Origin of the sequence: Azorhizobium oxalatiphilum (genome assembly GCF_014635325.1) — a bacterium.
GTDB lineage: Bacteria > Pseudomonadota > Alphaproteobacteria > Rhizobiales > Xanthobacteraceae > Azorhizobium > Azorhizobium oxalatiphilum.
Window position 1 is genome coordinate 208,120 of sequence record NZ_BMCT01000004.1, and the last position, 19,796, is coordinate 227,915.

13 protein-coding genes are annotated in these 19,796 nt (G+C 66.5%); 3 read left to right on the forward strand and 10 right to left on the reverse strand.

Going from position 1 to position 19,796, the window contains the following annotated elements; genetic code table 11:
- Nucleotides 1-54: 54 nt before the first annotated feature.
- Nucleotides 55-2,349, forward strand: coding sequence for a hypothetical protein (locus IEW24_RS15385; RefSeq protein ID WP_188580157.1), 2,295 nt, complete (start codon nt 55-57; stop codon nt 2,347-2,349).
- 273 nt (nt 2,350-2,622) lie between these two features.
- On the opposite strand, the gene IEW24_RS15390 is transcribed toward IEW24_RS15385, so the two are convergent.
- The 6 genes from IEW24_RS15390 to IEW24_RS15415 all read right to left on the reverse strand — a co-directional run bounded on the left by IEW24_RS15390 (nt 2,623) and on the right by IEW24_RS15415 (nt 7,177).
- Nucleotides 2,623-3,372 (reverse strand): Crp/Fnr family transcriptional regulator, encoded by a 750-nt coding sequence (locus IEW24_RS15390; protein ID WP_188580159.1) that lies wholly within the window; start codon nt 3,370-3,372, stop codon nt 2,623-2,625.
- A 316-nt stretch (nt 3,373-3,688) separates the two neighbouring features.
- Nucleotides 3,689-4,195 (reverse strand): YciE/YciF ferroxidase family protein, encoded by a 507-nt coding sequence (locus tag IEW24_RS15395; protein ID WP_188580161.1) that lies wholly within the window; start codon nt 4,193-4,195, stop codon nt 3,689-3,691.
- 387 nt (nt 4,196-4,582) lie between these two features.
- Nucleotides 4,583-4,843 (reverse strand): hypothetical protein, encoded by a 261-nt coding sequence (locus tag IEW24_RS15400; RefSeq protein WP_188580163.1) that lies wholly within the window; start codon nt 4,841-4,843, stop codon nt 4,583-4,585.
- 37 nt (nt 4,844-4,880) lie between these two features.
- Complete coding sequence (locus IEW24_RS15405; RefSeq protein WP_188580165.1) at nt 4,881-5,129, reverse strand: hypothetical protein; 249 nt, start codon at nt 5,127-5,129, stop codon at nt 4,881-4,883.
- Between the two features lie 216 nt (nt 5,130-5,345).
- Nucleotides 5,346-6,074: a LytR/AlgR family response regulator transcription factor gene (locus IEW24_RS15410; protein WP_188580166.1), complete on the reverse strand. Its 729-nt coding sequence runs from the start codon at nt 6,072-6,074 to the stop codon at nt 5,346-5,348.
- The gene (locus tag IEW24_RS15415) at nt 6,059-7,177 is read right to left on the reverse strand and encodes a sensor histidine kinase (RefSeq protein ID WP_188580168.1); all 1,119 of its coding nucleotides are present in this window, start codon (nt 7,175-7,177) and stop codon (nt 6,059-6,061) included. Before IEW24_RS15415 ends, IEW24_RS15410 begins: the two co-directional genes overlap by 16 nt.
- A gap of 288 nt (nt 7,178-7,465) precedes the next feature.
- On the opposite strand from IEW24_RS15415, the gene IEW24_RS15420 reads away from it, so the two are divergent.
- Both IEW24_RS15420 and IEW24_RS15425 read left to right on the forward strand, forming a co-directional pair.
- Nucleotides 7,466-11,050 (forward strand): Calx-beta domain-containing protein, encoded by a 3,585-nt coding sequence (locus tag IEW24_RS15420; RefSeq protein ID WP_188580170.1) that lies wholly within the window; start codon nt 7,466-7,468, stop codon nt 11,048-11,050.
- A 417-nt stretch (nt 11,051-11,467) separates the two neighbouring features.
- Nucleotides 11,468-12,715 carry an ATP-grasp domain-containing protein gene (locus IEW24_RS15425; RefSeq protein WP_210324226.1) on the forward strand — a complete coding sequence of 416 codons (1,248 nt, stop codon included), beginning with the start codon at nt 11,468-11,470 and terminating at the stop codon, nt 12,713-12,715.
- An 89-nt stretch (nt 12,716-12,804) separates the two neighbouring features.
- On the opposite strand, the gene IEW24_RS15430 is transcribed toward IEW24_RS15425, so the two are convergent.
- The 4 genes from IEW24_RS15430 to IEW24_RS15445 all read right to left on the reverse strand — a co-directional run bounded on the left by IEW24_RS15430 (nt 12,805) and on the right by IEW24_RS15445 (nt 19,263).
- Nucleotides 12,805-13,107, reverse strand: coding sequence for a hypothetical protein (locus IEW24_RS15430; RefSeq protein WP_188580172.1), 303 nt, complete (start codon nt 13,105-13,107; stop codon nt 12,805-12,807).
- 269 nt (nt 13,108-13,376) lie between these two features.
- Nucleotides 13,377-15,071 carry a methyl-accepting chemotaxis protein gene (locus tag IEW24_RS15435; protein ID WP_188580174.1) on the reverse strand — a complete coding sequence of 565 codons (1,695 nt, stop codon included), beginning with the start codon at nt 15,069-15,071 and terminating at the stop codon, nt 13,377-13,379.
- Nucleotides 15,072-15,557: 486 nt separating this feature from the next.
- Nucleotides 15,558-17,249, reverse strand: coding sequence for a methyl-accepting chemotaxis protein (locus IEW24_RS15440; RefSeq protein ID WP_188580176.1), 1,692 nt, complete (start codon nt 17,247-17,249; stop codon nt 15,558-15,560).
- A gap of 337 nt (nt 17,250-17,586) precedes the next feature.
- A complete protein-coding gene (locus IEW24_RS15445; protein ID WP_188580178.1) occupies nt 17,587-19,263 on the reverse strand; it encodes a methyl-accepting chemotaxis protein in 1,677 nt (558 codons plus the stop codon).
- Nucleotides 19,264-19,796 lie beyond the last annotated feature (533 nt).

Below are 19,796 nucleotides of genomic sequence, written 5' to 3' on the forward strand. Positions count from 1 at the left end.
CGCTGGCGCAACAGGATCGCCGCCCGGCATTTCCATGCACATTCGGGAGGTAACATGGCGGATAGGCGACGCGAAGCCCTTGCCCGTCTCATGGATCGTTTTGCGCAACAGCACTGGAACGACCGTTTTCCGCCGGAGCAGGCGGAGCTGTCCATCGAGGGCGATGTCCTGCGCTGCACGGTGAGCGGTGAAACAATGGAGGGGCACGCCAGCGCGCCGCTCCTGTTCGCGAGCGGCGCCTTCGGCCTCATCTATGCCCATGCCACCGGGGATCGCTTCGGCCATCGGGTTGAGGGGCGGATCAACCGGGTCTGGCCCAACGGCGCCGGCCGCTCCCTCGTGGAGCACGGACTCTCGGCGGAGGTGGCGGCGCTCGCCGCGCTCTGGCCGGAGCGCCTGTTCAGTTCCGCGCTCTATGACGGCGTGCCGACGCCGGGCTATCCCCGCCGGCCGCGCTGTCTGGAGGATGCGCCCTCCCGCACGACGCTGAGCGGTATCCTGAAGCGTGTGGCGAAATCGGCCGGCGATGCCGATCCGCTGGAGCGGCTGAAGGTGGCGGAGTTCATCGAACATGCGGTGCGCCGCGAATGGAGCCAGACCGCCGCCGACGCCATGATGCAGGCGGTGGGCGCGCCCCTGCTGGCGCTGGCGGAAGATGCCGAGTCCGCCATCCGCGAACTGGCGCTGCTGGCGCTGGAGACCTGCGCCTTCGTGTGCTGGGCCGAGCGCGCCTATGGCCTCTATGAGCCGCTGTGCCGCCGCCTCATCGCCGCCGGACTGAATGCGGATCTGCACTACGCCCGCCTCGCCGAGAGCGCCTATGCGGCTGGTGAGGAGGGAGAGGGCGATCGCCTCTGGGCCATCGCCACCGCCGGCCAGAAGCCGACACGCGCGCTCCATCTCAGCCAGGCCTTCGACCATCTGGGCGACTGGTCGGATCTCCACACCCGCATCCTGCGGCAGGCGGGCGGCAGCAATGTCGCCTATGCCGCCGGCCTCGATCCCAACGAGGCCCGGCAGGCCAAGCGCGCCAAGGCCGGCATCGAATCCCCGCCGCCCGAGGTGGCGGCCCGCCATCGCGCCATCGCCCACCGCCTGCTGGCACGGGCGGCGGAAGGCGCGGATGCCCGCCTCGCCCTTGACCTGCCGGCCATCAGGGAGGGCCGCAAGGTGCCTCTGGGGGGCGGCGAGATCGACCCTGCGGAGCGGCGGCTTTTCCTCTCCACCATCTTCGGCCTCCAGTCCCGCCTTGCCGAGATGGAGGGGAATGCGCAGGAGCAGCTGCGTCTCCTCTTCCGCACGCTGGATGTGGAGTGGCAGCTGAACGGTTCCACCGAGACGTGGCGCTCGGGCAGCGAGGAGGCGGTGGCGGCGCGCGCCGCACCGCTGCCGGACGATCGGCTCACGGCGCTGGGCATGCCGGCCTATCTCTGGCCGCTGGTGCGCGATGCCCGGCAGGCGCAGGTGATGGAAGGCAGCGCGGACGGGCGCCGCCAGCTGTTCTGGCAGGATTTCATGGCCAATGTGCGCGAGGAATTCCACGCGCGCACCGACCTCAATTACGATCCGCTGCCCGGCGCCGAGCTGGTATCGGGCTTCAGCGTCACCACCAGCGGCGGCGAGATGCGGATTTCCCACGCCGCGCTGGCGGAGCCGGTGGCGGGGCCGCTTTCGGCCCCGGTTCTGACGGCCCTGCGGGCATGGCACGGTGCGCTTACGGGCGCCCACGGCAAGGGGGCGTGGTTCGAAACGTCCGCCTACAAGATCATCACCCTGGATGCGTCCGGCGTTGCCGAGATGGCGGCGCTGGCGGCCGAGACGCTGGCGGCGGGCGCGGAGACGGAAGCCATCGCCCTATACCGCTTCGCCCATGGCACGGACCCGCTGGTGCAGCCGTGGCCCTACAACGACCCCGTCGCCCCCCTGTCGCTGGATGCGGTGCCCGAGCCGCTGCGCGAGGCGGTGGCCGCGCGCAGTCCGCTGGAAGAGAACGAGGGCCATGCCAAGCTGAAGCCGCGTGGCCGGCGCATCGAGCAGCTTGCCCGCGATCTCGACGGCGCGGATGGCGTGAGCGCGCGCTACATCGCCCATTGCCTGCGGGATGCCTGCGGCCATGCGGGCGACAGCGAGATCCCCCGTGCGCTGAAGGCTGGTCAGCCTTTGCTGGTGCGGCTCTGGCAGGATGAGAACCCGCAACTGGGGGAACTGGCCGCCATCGCCACGCTCAGCATGCTGCACATGCGGGCGCTCTATGCCCAGGGGCTGGATGCGGACGCGCTGATGGCGGTGGCGGGAGAGAGCGGCATCGCCGATCTGTCCCATGTGCAGCGGGAGCCGGCGGAACTGTAGACGGGAGCGCGCGGGCTCAATCCGTGCGCTGCTCTCCGTCCGGGGAACTGTCGCTGGCACGGGGGGAGGGGGGCCGCGCAGCCCTGCGCTTCTGGAGGCGAAGCTGTCCCTGCGAGGCGCCGCCCTGGCGCACCAGGAGCATGATGCTCACGCCGCTGGCGACAGTCAGAACCAGCAGGACGATAAGAAAGGTGATTTCCATCTGACAGGGGCAATTCCGCGCGGCGTTGCGGCCAAGCTGGCGAAAAGCGGAATATCCTGCCCTATCAAATGTTAAGCTCCAGCCTTCAAAGGCGTAAATTGGTCGCGCGTCGTCTCCTGCAAGTGGAGATAGAGCGGGTTGAAATCCGCCGCCGTCTGCAATCGCTCCCAGTTCCGTATCCGGATACTGCGCCCGTCGCGCTCGATCAGCCCGTCGGCGGAAAGGCCCTTCAGGGTGCGGTTGACGTGGACCGGCGTGAGGCCCACCGCATCGCCGATCTGCTCCTGCGACATGGGGATGTGGAACGCATCGCGCGAGCCGAGCCCCGCGCCCTCGAAGCGGAGCGCGATCTCGCACAGCAGGTGGGCCACCCGCGCAGGGGCCTTGCGCGCGCCCACATTGAGAACCCATTCGCGGAAGATGGAGGCTTCGGAGAGGGCCTCGGTCCAGAGTGCACGCCCCACATTGGGGCGGCTGAGGGCCACCGCGCGCAGGCTGGTGCGGCTGAATTCCACCACGCGCAGCCGCGTCAGCGCCTCCACCGTATGGTCGGCCCGCTCCAGAAAGAGATGCTGGGCGTCCAGAAAGTCCCCGCAGACGTGGATGGAGATGATCTGCCGCTGCCCGCTGGAGGTGGTCTTCTGCCGCAGGGCGAGCCCCGACACCACCATGCTGCAGTAATCGCGGGGTTCTTCGCCCTCCCGCACAAGATGGGTGCCCGGCTCATGCCAGCGCAGCGAGGCCGGCACGTCGAGCACGGCGTTCGCATCCACCGGGTTCAGCGGAAAGCGGGCGGAAAGCTTGCGAACCACGTGAGACATGGCCTCCCTGTGGTTTCCATTGTCCTGTTGCACGGCCTCCTCCTCAATGAATACGCCCATGGTATCCACGCGGAAGGCACAGGTTCGGTTCCCGTTCGGGACGGTATTCCCGAGCGGCTCCATGTTTCACGGCAACGCCATCGCGTTCCAAGTCTTTGGTTTTACGCAATTCCGTTCGCGGAACTGCACGTACGTCCGATGGGGGAATTGCCTTGGAAAATAATACCGCCCCGACCCTTTCGGGGCGGGGCGGCTGCCGGCCGCGACCTCAAGGCTCTCACCTCCGGTCGCACCTCCCCCGCAGAGGTGGCGATGGCTATTCGGCGGCGCGGATATTGAGCTTGGACTCCGCGATGCGGGTGAGCTTCTCGTCCGCTTTCTTCTCTTCATCGAGGTTGAGCTGGAGCACCGCCGCACAGTCGGCGCGGCCGAGACGGCGCGCCCAGGCCACAAGCGTGCCATAGCGCGTCATCTCATAATGCTCGACGGCCTGCGCGCTGGCGGCGAGTGCCGCGTCCAGAACCTCGGGATCCTCCACCTCGCCGATGACCTCCTCGGCCTCGGTGATGATGCCGTCGATGGCGCGGCAGGTGACGGTCTTGGCTTCCACACCATGCATGCGGAAGACCTCCTCCACTCGCTGCACATGACCTTCGGTCTCGACGAGGTGGGATCGAAAGGCCGCCTGGAGTTCAGGATCGGTGGCCTTGTCGATCATCTTGGGAAGCGCCTTCAGAATGCGCTTCTCCGCGTAATAGATGTCGCGGAGCGTGTGCACGAACAGATCGTCCATGCTCTTCATATCATAGGAGAAAAGGCCCATCGTTCTGCTCCCGATCGTCATATGTGTTGGGCAGACGTCGTCTTGCGTCCTGCTGCTTGAACGATCGCGCATAGGGGCGGTTCCGAAAAAGGTGCGGAACATGGGACTTTATACTAAGGCTTTGCCTTGAATGAACAGGTTGATATTCGATAGATGAGATGAAGCGTGTTCTTTGGCATGAATATGCCAAATCTAACATTTGTTATGATCTGCCGTGCCGTGCCGTGCGTGTACGCGCCGCGTCGGGCAGGGCGTATGAGCGCGGCGGGCAAGGGTAGGGCTCCGCTGCCCGTCTTCAGGATGACCCGTTGCTCACCTGTATCTCGCACAACGCGAGGGGCGGCCGGCTGAGCCGGTCGCCCCTGAGCAGGAGAAGTGAGGCGCGGCTCACTCGACGTCGGGATCGAAGGACGGACCCCAATGCGGATCGGCAGCGCCAATCAGGTTGCCGATGCCGGACTGCGCCGGGCGCATGGACTTCATGGTCGCACGCGGGGCGGTCAGCGGGCCGAGGTTGCCCTGTGCGGAAACCGAATACTGCTCCGCATTGAGGGGCCCCACATCCGGGCCGGCGAAGGCGGTCGAGCTCACGGCAGCCATCAGGGTGGCGGCGGTGCCGAGGGCGAGAAGGGTGGTCTTGATGGTCATGGGTCTTACTCCGGTTGGATAAATGGGTTGCGTGGGATCACTCGACATCGGGGTCGAAGGCGGGGCCGGAATGGGGATCGGCCGGGCCGATGAGATTGCCGACGCCGCTCTGAAGAGCCTGCGTGTGCAGTTTGGCGGCGGTGAAGCGAGGGGCGGGCAGGGTCTGCTGCCAGTCGCTGTACTGTGCGGTTTGCAGGCCGTCATGCGGCATGGCAAAGGCGCTGGTGCTGGCCGCGCCCAGAAGAGCAGCGGTGGTCACGGCGAGGAGAGTGGTCTTGAAAGTCATGTCCGTTACTCCGGTTTCGAAGTAAGGACAGATTAGATCCCGCGGATCCCGGACAATATTGTCCAGCGGTTTCGCGACAGCCTGCTTGAGGTCTGCCGCTTCCAAACCTTGGTATGAGGGCGCAGCACCGCAGGGATGGTTCGCGCGCCATTCGTGGCCCGCAGGCAGCTCAAGGCGCCCTGCGGCGGGCGGACGTCCCGCCTTTGCCGGCTGCCCTCAGGGCCGTTCCGCATCCTTCGCCAGCGCCTCGCGCAGGCGGGTGGTGGCCACGCGGCCGAGGGTCAGCGGCTCGGCGATGCCCTCCAGTGTCACCCGCGAGCGGTCGCGCGAGGGGGTGTCGAAGGCGCGTAGCCGGGCGCGGTTGAGGATCAGCGAACGGCTCAGCCGCAGGAAGGGCGGGCTCGGCAGGATGCCCTCGAAATGGCTCAGCGTGCGCCAGATCAGAAGCGCGGGCTGCCCCGCAAGGATCACCCGGCTGAAATCGCCTTCCGCCACCAGCGCCGCGATATCCTCCGGGGCGGCCAGCACCGTGCGGGAGGGGGTGCGCAGCTCAAGCATCTCGCGCTCCGCAGGCGCCTGCGGCGCCGCCTGAGCCTTCAGGCGATGCAAGCGGGCGAGGGCCTCGGCGAGGCGTTCCGGTGTCACGGGCTTGAGCAGATAGTCCACCGCCTCGGCGGCGAACGCATCCACCGCATAATTGGCATGGGCGGTGACGAACACCACATGAGGCGCCGGATCGAGCCCGTCCAGAAGATCGAAGCCGGTGGCCGAGCCGAGGTCCACATCGAGGAACACCGCATCCGGCTTTTCCGCCTTCAGCAGCTCCGTGGCGCTGCGCGGCGTGTCGGCGCTGCCCACCACCACCACGTCGCCATGGGGCAGCAGCAGGCGGCGCATGGCGCGCACCGCCAGCGGCTCGTCATCCACGATCACGACACGGAGCATGGCGTGCCCTCCAGAAGCAGTTCCGCCACCACGGCGCTGTCATGGTGGCAGTCGTCCGGCCAGCCACTGATGCTCTTCTCTTTCAGCTCGAAACTGTGGCGGCCGGGATAGTGCAGCGCAAGGCGGCGGCGCACGTTCTGCAAGCCGATGCCAGTGTGGCGCAGGCGCTTGCGCACGGTGGTCTCGGCGGAGCGCAGCACGCCGTTGTTCTCGATCTCCACCCGGAGCGCCGTGCCCTCGGTGCGGATGCGCACGATCAGATCCAGATGGTCGCTGCGGTCGCCATGCTCCACGGCATTCTCCAGCAGCGGCTGCAACAGCACGCTGGCGATGGGCCGGTCGAGCGCCTCGCGCTCCACGTCCATGTGGCTGCGCAGGCGGGCGCCGAAACGCGCTTCCTGAATGCGCAGATAGGCGGCCAGCGCCTCGGTCTCGCGGGCAACGCTCACTACGGGATGATCGAGCGCCATCAGGGCATGGCGCAGATAGGCGGACAGATCGCGCACCATGTTGAGCGCGGCCTTGGGATTGTCGGGGATTTCCTCCGCCACGCCGTTGAGGGCGTTGAACAGGAAGTGCGGGTTCAGTTGCAGGATGAGCTGGTGCAGCTCGGCCCGCAGCGCCTCGGATTCGGCCTGCGCCGCGCGCTGCTGCTCGGTGCGGCGGGCGATTTCCGCCTTCACCCAGAAATAGGCGAGGCTCCAGGCGCTGAAGATGAGCGTGTAATAGGCGAAGGGGGTGAGGAAGGCCTGGGTGTCGGTCCAGTCCGGAATCGACCAGCCGAAGGGGGCGCGCAGCAGCGTGGTGGCGCTGACGATGGCCAGTGCGGTGCCGGCGCTGAGCGCGAAGATGCAGGCGATCCCGCCCACCGACAGCCGGCCCTCGAAGCCCAGCCGGCGGAAGACGAACCGCAGCCCCGCCGCCGCCAGCACCAGCACCGGCCACAGCAGCAGCGTCACCATCAAAGCGGTGGCGAAATCCTGATAGACCACGGTCCGGGCGGCCACATCCAGCAGCGCGAACAGGCCCCAGCCGGCGATCTGTACCCGCCAGAACACCGGCACGCGCAGCCATGCGCGCTTGAGACCGCTGTTCCGTCTCACCCTGCGAACCCGAGCATCCACGCGCAATCCCCGTCGGGACGACCAGGCCCGGCTTGCCCGGCGCCCGTGCCGCCGGAAGGTCAGGATGGAGGTAACGGCATTTGCGCGGCGCGGGCAAGCGTCGCGCCCTTCCGGCGTCGCCACGGCCAAGGCTCAGGCATGTCCGCCGTTTTTCCGGGCTGGTTCGCCGAGCCGGGCGGCGCGCCCTCATGATCGGCGGCGCACTTCGTGTCAGGACAAACCCAAGGGGGCATTCTTCGTGATGTCAGACGTGATGGGGACAGACCAATGCTGACCGAAACCGACGGCCAGACGGCCGAGCCGGAAACCAATGCCCTCTATGCCTCCGTGAACACGCTGTCCGCCGCCGACGGCGCGGATCTCGACTATGCCGTCGGCTCCAACTGGGGCTCGGGCTTCACCGCCAGCATGACGGTGGAGGCGGGTGCCTCCGCGCTCGATGGCTGGACGGTGGAGTTCGACGCCAGCTTCACCATCACCAATATCTGGAACGCGGTGATCGTGAGCCATGTGGGCGATCACTATGTGATCCGCAACGCCAGCTACAACGCCAATGTCGCCGCCGGCCGCGACACGGCCTTCGGCTTCCAGGCGACACCCGGCGCCGGCGGCACGTCGGCGGACGGCTTTCGCATTAACGGCACCACGGTGGGCGAGCCCGCGCCGGTGCTGCCGGCCCTCAGCGTGTCGGATGCCAGCGTGAGCGAGGGCCAGTCGGGCACGACGGAGATGGTGTTCACGCTCACGCTCTCCGCCGCCTCCGCCACTGCGGTGAGCGTGAACTATGCCACCGCCAACGGCACCGCCATCGCCGGTTCGGACTACACCGCCAGAACGGGCACCGTGACCTTCGCCCCCGGCGAAACCTCGAAGACCATCACCGTGCAGGTGACGGGCGACAGCACGGTGGAGGCCAACGAGACCTTCACCCTGAACCTTTCCGCTCCTTCCGGCGCCACCATCGCGGACGGGCAGGCGACCGCCACCATCCTCAATGACGACGTGGCGTCCCAGCCCTCGGGCGGGGCGGACATTGACTATGCGATCAGCTCCAACTGGGGCTCGGGCTTTACCGCCAGCATGACGGTGGAGGCGGGCTCAACCGCGCTCAATGGCTGGACGGTGGAGTTCGATGCCGACTTCGCCATCTCCAACATCTGGAATGCGGTGATCGTCAGCCATGTGGGCAATCATTATGTGATCCGCAACGCCAGCTACAATGCGAACGTGGCGACAGGAAAGGACACGGCTTTCGGCTTCCAGGCCGCGCCCGGCGCCACCGGCACCACGGCCAGCGGCTTCCGCATCAACGGCACGGCCGTGGGCGAGCCCGTGACGGTGCTGCCGACCCTCACCGTCTCCGACGCCAGCGTCACCGAAGGACATTCCGGCATGGCGGATCTGGCCTTCACCGTGACCCTTTCGGCGGCCTCCGCCACGGCGGTGACGGTGAGCTATGCCACGGCGAACGGCACCGCCACCGCCGGCTCCGACTACAGCGCCCTTACCGGCACGCTCACCTTCGCGCCGGGCGAAACCACGAAGGTGCTGCATGTGCCGGTGAACGGCGACACGGCGGTCGAGGCCAACGAGACGCTGACGCTCTCCCTCTCCGCGCCCTCGGGCGCCACCATCGCGGACGGGCAGGGCACCGGCACCATCCTCAATGACGACGTCGCCCCCATCGTGCCCAGCGTTTCGGTGGCCAATGCCAGCGTCGCCGAGGGTGATGCGGGCACGGTGAACCTCGCCTTCACGGTGACGCTCTCGCAGGCCACCTCCGTGCCGGTGAGCATCGCCTATGGCACGCAGGACGGCACCGCCACCGCCGGCTCCGACTACACCGCCACCAGCGGCACGCTGACCTTCGCGGCGGGGGAGACCTCCAAGGTCATCCATGTCACGGTGAGCGGCGATACGGCGGTGGAAGCGGCCGAGACGCTGAAGCTGGTGCTCTCCCAGCCCTCCGGTGTCACCATCGCCAGCGGCACGGCCACGGGCACGATCGTCAATGACGATGCCGCCCAGCCGGGCACCGGGCCTGCCATCTCCATCTCCGATCCCACCGTCACCGAGGGCGACCCGGCCGTGGTGACGCAGACCGGCTGGTTCAGCACCTCGGGCAACCAGATCGTGGATGCTGACGGCAACAGCGTGCAGATCGCGGGCGTGAACTGGTTCGGCTTCGAAAGCGAGACCGGCTCGCCGCACGGCCTGTGGACGCGCGGCTACAAGGACATGATGCAACAGATGGTGGACGAGGGGTTCAACACCATCCGTCTGCCGTTCAACAACGACATGCTCCACAGCACGGCCGCTGCCGGCAGCATCGACTATAGCAAGAACCCGGATCTCGCCGGCCTCACCTCGCTGCAGGTAATGGACAGGATCGTGGACTATGCGGGCGAGATCGGGCTGAAGATCATCCTTGATCATCATCGTTCCGATGTGGGGGCGGGGCCTTCCGCCAACGGCCTCTGGTACGACAGCGGCCATTCGGAAGCCGCATGGATCGCCGACTGGCAGATGCTGGCGGCGCGCTATGCGGATGATCCCACCGTCATCGGCGCGGACCTGCACAACGAGCCCTATAACGGCACCTGGGGCGGGGGCGGCGCCAATGACTGGGCGCGGGCAGCCGAGGCTGCCGGCAACGCCATCGGCGAGGTCAATGCCAACTGGCTGATCTTCGTGGAGGGCATCGCCACCTATGAGGGCAACAATTACTGGTGGGGCGGCAACCTCATGGGCGTGCGCGACCGGCCCATCGATCTCGATGTGGACAACAAGCTGGTCTATTCAGCGCATGATTATCCCAATTCGGTCTATGCCCAGCCCTGGTTCCAGGGCAGCGATTTCCCGGCCAACCTGCCGGAAAAGTTCGACCAGATGTGGGGCTATATCTACAGGGAAGGCATCGCCCCGGTTTACATCGGCGAGTTCGGCACCATGCTGTCCGACCCCAAGGATGTGGCCTGGTTCGATGCCATCACCGCCTATCTCGGCGGCGACTACGACAACGATGGCGTGAGCGACATTCCGGCGGGCGATACCGGGCCGGCCTGGACCTTCTGGTCGTGGAACCCCAATTCTAGCGACACCGGCGGCATCCTGCAGAATGACTGGCACAGCGTGAACGAGAACAAGATGGCGTATCTCACGCCCATCCAGTTCGACTTCCCCGAAGTGACGGGCGGCGGCGGCACGCCGGAAGGCGCCCATGCGGACTTCATCGTGACGCTGTCGCAGGCGTGGGATGTGGCGGTGAGCGTGGATTACCACACGCTGGCGGTGGATGGCTCGGATGCGGATTTCACCGCCGCGTCCGGCACCGTCACCTTCGCGCCCGGCGAGACGCAGAAGGTGATCTCGATCGCCATCACGCCGGACCAGATCGGGGAAGCCAACGAGCATTTCGCGGTGGCGCTGTCGAACCCCGTGCATGCCTCCATCGCCAAGGCTACCGGCACCGCCACCATCATCGACGATGACGGCGGCGTGCCGACCACGCCCACGAACCCCACCACGCCGACCACGCCCACCACTCCGGGCGCTGGAGGCGAGGGGCTGGATGGGGATTTCACCCTTGTTGATGCGTGGAACAACGGCTTCAATCTCTCGGTCTCGGTCCATAACGACGCCACCATTCCCACCTCCGGCTGGCAGGTCACGGTGGAGATGCCGTACCAGATCGACAACATCTGGAATGCCGAGATCGTGTCCCATAGCGGCGACACCTATGTAATCCGCAACGCCGCCTGGAACGGCACGCTGGCACACGATGCCGAAGTCACCTTCGGCTTCACCGGCAAGGGCGTGTTCGATGCCGGCCATGTGGATCTGATTTTCTGACAGGAGATTGCCGCCGGGGCTTCGGCTGCCGGCGGCAATGTGCCCCCCACTGCGGTGGGGGAGGCTCGGCGGCGGGCGATCACAAGGGGGGCTCCGGGGGGAGCCGGGGACGCTCGCCGCCGGCCGCACACGCGAAACGCCGTCCCCATGTGCCCCCGGGGGAAGGGCGGAGGGAGGCGGCCGTGGATGTTCGGATTGCCGGGGGGCAGTCCGGCCTCCATGTGCCGCCTCCCATGCTGCCTCCCATGGCATCGCCCCTGCCGCTGCAAGGGCGGATCGTCGCATCGGGATACGGGGGCCCCGCACGCAAGCCCAGGGCAAGCTCACCCTTCCATGGTCCGCGATGCGTCACTCCCGGCCATGAGGGCCGCGCGGGCGCGCCCGGTTCCCGCCGGGAGAGCTGGAAAGATCCGCTTCATGACGACCGCCGCCCAAAAGCCGGCACGCCTGCCGGCTGCTGCCCGTCCCCTCATCGGCATGGCCGAGCTGGTGCGCGGATGCGAGGCGGGGCGGGACATGGAGCCGGTGTTCAACGGCCTCGTGGCCCGGCTGGAAGCCGATCCCACCGACGCGGCGGCGCTCCTCGATATTTCCACCTTCCTGCTGATCCGCAAGGCGCGCGCCAAGGGCGAGCAGGCGCAGGCCGGGGCGTTGGCCATGGCCCGCCGCTTCCATCGCACCTATGGCAAGGGCGGCGGCCTGCGCATCGTCGCCTTCGTCACCGCTGGCGACCTGATGGCGAACACGCCGCTGGATTTCCTGCTCACCGGTTCGGATTTCGAGCTGGATCTCGTTTACGTGGATGCGGACACGGATGATCTCTCCGAGCTGCCGGCGCATGATCTCGTCATCGTGGCGCTGGGCGAGTCCCCCGAGAACCAGCCCGTGCTGGCGCGGCTCGATGCGCTGCTGAAGGACTGGCCGGTGCCGGTGTTCAACGGCCCGGCGTCCCGCATCGCCGGCCTGACGCGCGATGGCGTCTGCGCCATGTTCCGCGATGATCCCCATGTGCTCTCGCCCGCCGCCATCCGCGTGCCGCGTGCGGATCTGCAGGCCATGGCGGAGGTCATGCACATGGCCGGTGTGCCGCGCTATCCGCTCATCATCCGCCCCATCGCCAGCCACGCGGGCGAGGGGCTGGAGCTGGTGACGAACCAGGACGGGATGATCCTGTATCTCACCACCCAGAAGGAGGACGAGTTCTTCGTCTCGCCCTTCATCGATTATTCGGGGCCGGACGGCCTGTTCCGCAAGCAGCGCATCGCCTTCATCGATGGCGTGGCCTATGCGGCCCATGGCGCCACCTCCGCGCACTGGATGGTGCATTACGTGAACGCGGGCATGCGCAAGTTCGCCGAGCGGCGGGCGGAGGAGGCCGAGTTCATGGGCACCTTCGATACCGCCTATGCGGTGCGCCATGCCACCGCATTCGCCAAGCTGGTGGAGCGCATCGGGCTCGATTATTTCGCCATCGACTGCGCGGAACTGGCCGACGGCCGGCTGCTGATGTTCGAGGCGGACATCGCCATGGTGCTGCACGATGCGGACAGCGTGGAGATGTTCCCCTACAAGCAGGAGCCCATGGCCCGCCTGTTCGCCGCCTTCCAGCGCGCGCTGCTGGCCCGCGCCGGTGCGGCGGGGAAAAAGGGCGTGGCGGCGGCCTAAGGGCCGGAAAGGGAAGGCGGGAGGCGTCCCTCGCCACCTGTCAGGCGCCGGCTGATCGTGTGATCATCTGTCCGGCGTACTTGCTTTGTTCAGGCGGCTTCGGCCACCATGGGCAAAGGCGTGGCGCACATCAGATGGGCGCTCTCGCCAGCGCAGCGCTTGCAGGTGAAGGGCTCGCGCTTGAACAGCGGGCTGCAGGCGAGCCCCGCCGGGCTGTAGGGTGAGCCGCCGCTCAGCGGCATGCTCAGGATGCGCTGGGTCTGGACACCGCAGCTCTCGCAGCGTAGATCAAGCCTGAAGCGCTGGGGCCCGAGGCCAGTGGCGCGTCCGGTAGGGCGTTCCGTGGACCGATCCATGGACCGTCCGCTCAGGCGCCGCTCAAAACCGCTCATGTCGCTCTCCATCGGTTGGTGTTCTTATTTTGTTCCGTATGGCTTTCAAGTCAACGCGGGCACGATGACGCTCGCCGAATATGGTTTACGCACGCTCCGGACGGAGCGGTTTTTCCTTTGCAGGCCTAGGCTTTGCCTGTGTGAAGCACGGAACGACGCCCCGCTGCGGGGCGGGGCGTCGTCAGAGCACGCCGGGCTTTGATTGTTGCGCAATCCAAGCCGCAGGACGGTCTCAAGGCATCAGGGCCCGTGCGGGTCCGGTGCTCTCGTCAGGCGGCTTCCAGATCCTGAACAAAACCCTCCACCACCGAGCGCAGGTCCAGCGCCTGGCTGGAGAGATCCTGGGAGAGCGCCAGAAGCTGGCTGGAGGCCGAGCCGGTGAGCTGCGCCGCCTCGCCCACGCCGCCGATGCTCTGCGTCACCAGCTGCGTGCCGGTCGCCGCCCGCTGGCAATTGTGGGCGATCTCTCCGGTCGCCGCGCCCTGCTGCTCGACGGCACCGGCGATGGAGGAGGAGATCTGTTTCATGTCCGAGATCACCCGGATGATCTCGCCCATGGACGTCACCGTGCCGTTGGTCGCGGTCTGGATCTCGGCGATCTTGGAGGCGATCTCGTCGGTGGCCTTGGCGGTCTGGGCGGCGAGCTGCTTCACCTCCGAGGCCACCACCGCGAAGCCCTTTCCGGCCTCGCCGGCGCGGGCGGACTCGATGGTGGCATTGAGTGCGAGCAGGTTGGTCTGGTCCGCGATGCCCTTGATGAGCGCCACCACATCACCGATGGCGGAAGCGGCGGTGGCGAGCGAGCCGATGCGGGTGTTGGACGACTGCGCCTCGCTGTAGGCGATGTCCGCGACGCCCGCCGAATGGCTGACCTGACTGGTGATCTCGCGCACCGAGGCGGCAAGCTCCTCGGATGAGGCGGCCACTGTCTGCACGTTGACGGCGGCCTCTTCGGCGGCCTCGGTGACGGCCTGCGCCTGCCGGGAGGTCTGCTCCGCCGTCACCGAGAGGTTGCGGGCGGAATCCGCCACCTGGCTGGAGGAGGAGGCGAAGGAGCTGGCCAGCTCGGTCATGCGGGAGACGAAGGCGGTGCCGAGGGCGTTGCGCTGGGCGAGGCGTGTCCGCTCGACCTCTGCGGCGGCGGCGCGCGCCCGGCGGGCGCCTTCGGCCTCGGCGAGCTGGCCGCGCAGGATTTCCAGCGCATTGGCCATGGCGCCGATCTCGTCCTTGCGGTGGGTGTCCGCCACCGGCGTGTCGAGCTGGCCGGCGCCCAGCCCCTGCATGGTCCCCATCATTCCCTGGAGCGGGGCGACGATGCTCCGGCGCACCAGCACCACGGCAATGCCGATCAGCGCCAGCGTGGCGAAGCCGATGGCACCGAGCGTGCTCATGCTGGTCCAGCGGGTGGTTGCGGAGAGCTGATCGGAGAGCTCATGCGCGGCCTTGGCGAGGTTGGTGTTGACGGCCGTGAGCTTGGGCAGGAAGGCACGGGCGGCGGGCTCGCATGTCTTGAGCATCACGGTCATGGCGCGGGCATCGTTGTCGGCGGCGCTGCTGTCGTTGGCGAGCCGCATGGCATCGGCGCAGGGGCCGTCGAACAGGGCCCGATACTCCGTCACCAGGGCTTTCAGTTCGTCGCCATGTTCGGGATAGAGCGTGGCGGCGAGGCTGATCCTCTCGCCGAATTCGCGCTGGGCATCGGCCGTATTCCTGCGGGCGAGGGCCTTGTCCTCGGCAGTGTCGGCCGAGATGTTCTTGTAGATGGCGGCCATGGCCTCGCTGAGGAAACGGGCTGCCCGCGAGGTTTCCTGCATGGCCCGGGCCGGACCGTTCAGCAGGAAGCTGTAGGTGGTGTCGATGTCATTCATCTTCTGCGAGGCATAGAAAGCCCCGCCGAGGCTGACCATGCCGAAGGCCAGCAGAAGAATGAGTACTTTCCATGTCATGGAAATATTGTTGTACATCTGGATATCCCATCCTTCCTGTCGGTTGGGGCGGTCAAGCGTTCAGGTTCCGGAGACTTTCCGGCTCAGTTGGGCTGACGTCTTCTGGAGATGCGCTTCTGGGGAAGCGGTAAAACGGGCCTTGTGGTTAAATGGTAGTGAAATCATTCCGAGATATGGGATCTCGAAATCTCCAATATTCATATCTGTTCACGTGATGTTGAAAATCAGTCTGAGAATTTTTGCGGCGATTGAATATGGCAAGATGGAATGGAAATTGATTTTATCGAGCTCGGCCGGGACGTATTTGCTCCAAGTTGAGTGGTGTTTCTGAGTTCCTGAATGCGTGTTCAGGTTTTTTTCTATTTCTTGGCTATGCATCCCTATGCTCAGCTTAAGTGGCGCTGTGCAGGTTTGCGGCTCGCGGGGAAGCGTAAACGCACAGCAGAACGCAAAACGCCCCGCCGGAGGGGCGGGGCGTCTGCTGTGGGGTGGGAATGAGAGCCGTCAGGCGGCTTCCAGATCCTTCACGAAGGCATCCACCAGCGTGCGCAGGTCGCTCGCCTGGCCGGACAGTCCTTCGGACAAGGCGAGCAGTTCGGTGGAGGCCGATCCGGTCAGCTCCGCCGCCTGGCCGACACCGGCGATGCTGTGCGTGACCTGCTGGGTGCCGCTGGCCGCCCGCTGGCAGTTGTGGGCGATCTCACCCGTGGCCGCGCCCTGCTGCTCCACCGCGCCCGCGATGGAGGAGGACACCTGCTTCATGTCCGTGATCACCCGGATGATCTCGCTCATGGAGGTGACGGTGCCGTTGGTCGCCGTCTGGATCTCGCCGATCTTGTTGGCGATCTCCTCGGTGGCGCGGGCCGTCTGGGTGGCCAGCGCCTTCACTTCGGCGGCCACCACGGCGAAGCCCTTGCCGGTTTCCCCGGCGCGGGCCGCCTCGATGGTCGCGTTGAGGGCGAGCAGATTGGTCTGGTCCGCTATGCCGCGGATCAGCGATACCACGTCGCCGATGGCCCCCGCCGCCGTCGCCAGCGTGCCGATGCGCTGGTTGGACTGCTCGGCTTCGCGGAAGGCCACTTCGGCCACGCTCGCCGAATGGCCGACCTGCCCGGTGATCTCCTGCACCGAAACCGCCAGTTCCTCCGAGGAGGCGGCAACGGTCTCCACATTGCCGGCCGCCTCCTCGGCCGCTTCGGCCACGGCCTGGGCCTGCCGCGCGGTCTGCTCGGCGGTGGCCGAGAGGTTGCGCGCCGAATCCGCCACCTGGCTGGAGGAGGAGGCGAAGGCGGTGGCCAGTTCGGTCATGCGGCCGACGAAGGCCGTGCTCAGCGCATTGCGGTGGGCGAGGCGGGCATGGTGTGCCTCCTCCGCCGCCGCCTGCGCGTGACGGGCCTCCTCGGCCGCCGCCAGCTGCTCGCGCAGCACCTCCAGCGCCTTGCCCATGGCACCGATCTCGTCCTTGCGGGCGGTGCCGCGGATGGGCGTGTCCAGCTTGCCCTGTCCCAGATCATGCATGGCGGCCATCATGGCGCGCAGCGGGGTGACGATGCTCCAGCGGATCATCACGATGGCAATGACGATCATGGCGAGGGTCGCCACCACGATGTTGGCCATGGTGGTCAGGCTGGCGCTGCGGGTGGTCTCCGCCAGCTGGGCGGCCATCCGGTCGCTGGCCTCGCTGCTGGACATGTTGACGTCCACCATCTTCTGCAACACGGCGCGGCCGGCCGGCTCGCAGTCCTTGTGCATGGCGTCGAGCGCGCGCCGGTGGCCGGCCGCGCTTCCCTCGGAGGCGGCCTGAAGCGGGGTGGCGCACGGGCCGCTGATCATGTCGCGGTAGGCGCGGTCCAGCGTGTGCAGCTTCTCGGCCTGGGCCGGGAACAGGGACGCGGCGAGCGCGATCTTGTCGGCGAAGGTGCGCTGGGCCGTGGCGAGGTTCTGGCGGGCCGTGGCACGCTCGTCGTCGGTATCGGCGGAGATGCCCTGATAGAGGGCCGACATGGTGTCGCTGAGCATGCGCGAGGCGCGGGTGGTTTCCACCACCGCCTGGGCGGGCCCTCGCAGCAGGAAGGTATAGGTCTCATTGACCTCATTCATCCTGCTGGCGCTGTAGAGCGTGCCTGCAAGGCTGATCAGCGCCAGCGCGGCAAGCTGCAACGAGACCTTCCAGATCATGGAAATATTGTTGTACATCGTGGTGCGTCCCTAAAATCACAGTTCAATTTATTATTGATTGGCGGATTGTTCTGGGGGAATTCCAGTCCGTTGGTGCGGGGTGGCGGAAATGTCCTTTCGCTGTCGGCATCGGGAGACGTTCTACGCCCGCACTGTGCGCCCAAAGCGAAGATGAATGGTTGATTAACCGCAACGGATGATGCGCCAAATGTCTCACGCCCCGCGCAGTTTGGCGCAGGGGGGCGCCTTGGGCGGATGCCCTGATTTCGCCTGCCGGACGATCGCAAAAGAAAAACGACGCCCCACCGCAGGGTGGGGCGTCGCAAGGCAGGTCGTGTGTATGCCGGTGTGGCGGTCAGGCGGCGTCCAGGTCCTTGACGAAGGCTTCCACCAGCGTGCGCAGGTCGCTTGCCTGGCCGGACAGTCCTTCGGACAAAGCGAGCAGTTCGGTGGAGGCCGATCCGGTCAGCTCCGCCGCCTGGCCGACGCCGGTGATGCTCTGCGTGACCTGCTGGGTGCCGCTGGCCGCCCGCTGGCAATTGTGGGCGATCTCGCCGGTGGCGGCGCCCTGTTCCTCCACGGCGCCGGCGATGGAGGAGGACACCTGCTTCATGTCGGCGATCACGCGGATGATCTCGTCCATGGAGGTCACTGTGCCGTTGGTGGCGGACTGGATCTCGGCGATCTTGGCGGAAATCTCCTCGGTGGCGCGGGCGGTCTGGCCGGCCAGTTGCTTCACCTCGGAGGCCACCACCGCAAAGCCGCGGCCCGCCTCTCCGGCGCGCGCGGATTCAATGGTGGCGTTCAGCGCGAGCAGGTTGGTCTGGTCCGCGATACCCTTGATGAGCGAGATCACATCGCCGATGGCCGAGGCGGCGTTCGCCAGCGTGCCGATGCGCGTGTTGGAGGCCGAGGCTTCCTGATAGGCGACGTCCGCCACGCTGGCCGAGCGGCTGACCTGCCCGGTGATCTCGCGCACGGAGGTGGCAAGTTCTTCGGAGGCTGCGGCCACCGTCTCCACATTGCTGGCGGCTTCCTCGGCGGCTTCGGCCACGGACTGCGCCTGCCGCGAGGTCTGCTCGGCTGCGGCCGAGAGATTGCGGGCGCTGTCCGCCACCTGGCTGGAGGAAGAGGCGAACGAGGCGGCCAGCTCGGTCATGCGCTGCACGAAGGCGGTGCCGATCTCGTTGCGGTGGGCAAGGCGGGCGCGGGCGGCCTCGTCGGCGGCGGCCTTGGCCTGCCTGGCCTCTTCGCCCGCGGCCAGCTGGCCGCGCAGCACGTCCAGCGCCTTGGCGATGGCGCCGATCTCGTCCTTGCGCTGGGTGCCTGCCACCGCCGCGCCGAGCTTGCCTTCGCCCAGGCTCTGCATGGTGGCCATCATGCTGTGGATCGGCGCGACAATGCCCCGGCGCACCAGCACGATGGCGATGACGATCACCAGCAGCGTGGCGAAGAAGGTGATGGCCAGCGTGCGGGTGTTGGTCTCGTGCGAGGCGTTGGTGAGGCTGTCGGACAGGGTCTGGCTGTGGGCGCTCAGGCGCTCATTGAAGGTCACGAGATTTGCCAGCAGCCGCTGTATGGCGGGCTCGCACAGCCGTCCCATCTCGTCGAGGGCGCGGGTGTTGCCGTCGGCAAGGCTGGTATCGTTGGAAAGCCGGATGGTCTCGGCGCAGGGGCCGGTGAAGAGAGCGTCATAGATGCTCTGGATCGCGCGCAGCTCCTGTGCCTGTTGCGGACGCAGGGTGGATGCCAGCGCGATCTTCTCGGCGAAGCCGCGCTTGGCGGTGTCGAGGCTCCGGCGGGCCTCGGCATTCTCCGCCTCGGTGTCGGCGGACATGTTCTTGTAGATGGCGGCGGTGGTGTCGCTCAGCAGGCGCGAGGCGCGGGTGGTTTCCACGACTGCCTGCATGGGGCCTTCCAGCAGGTTGGTATAGGCGGCGTCGATTTCGACCATCTTCTGAGATGCGTAAAGGGCACCGCCCAGGCTGACCAGGGCGAGGGCCAGAAGAAGAGTGACGACTTTCCAGGACATTGAAATGTTATTGTACATCGACCTTAATCCGTCGGAAATATTGCATTATTGCGCCATCCTGTGTCTCGGATGGTGTTTTTTGTTGATCTCGTTGATGCGTTTCTGGAGATGTTTAGGGATGTATTTTCTGTCTTGATTTAGATGTCTCTGGAAGCCTTATAAGTAAAACAACCTATGTTGATTGAGATCAACTTCTCCATAGGGGGTGCATCAACGCGGGGGAGGGTGTCTCGCCTTGCGTGGGATTCGCATGTGACGCATGTCAAAATGCAGTGTTATTTTTTTGCTGTCTGTAAAAGTGCCGGCCCCGCCCATGGGGTAGCGTTGTCCTCAGTAACCTGAAGGTGCCTATACGTATTCAAAATTTGATTGAGGTATCATGGTGTACTTCTTTGCCGACGCGGCATCAACTATGCCGCCGAGGCGGCTCGTCTTTCCCGCCGTCGTAGTGCGCCGGAGTGGCTGGCCTGTTGCGGGCCGGAGCGGATATGGTGCGCGCCCATGCGTTGCCGCTCTGCCTGCGGGGTGGCGCG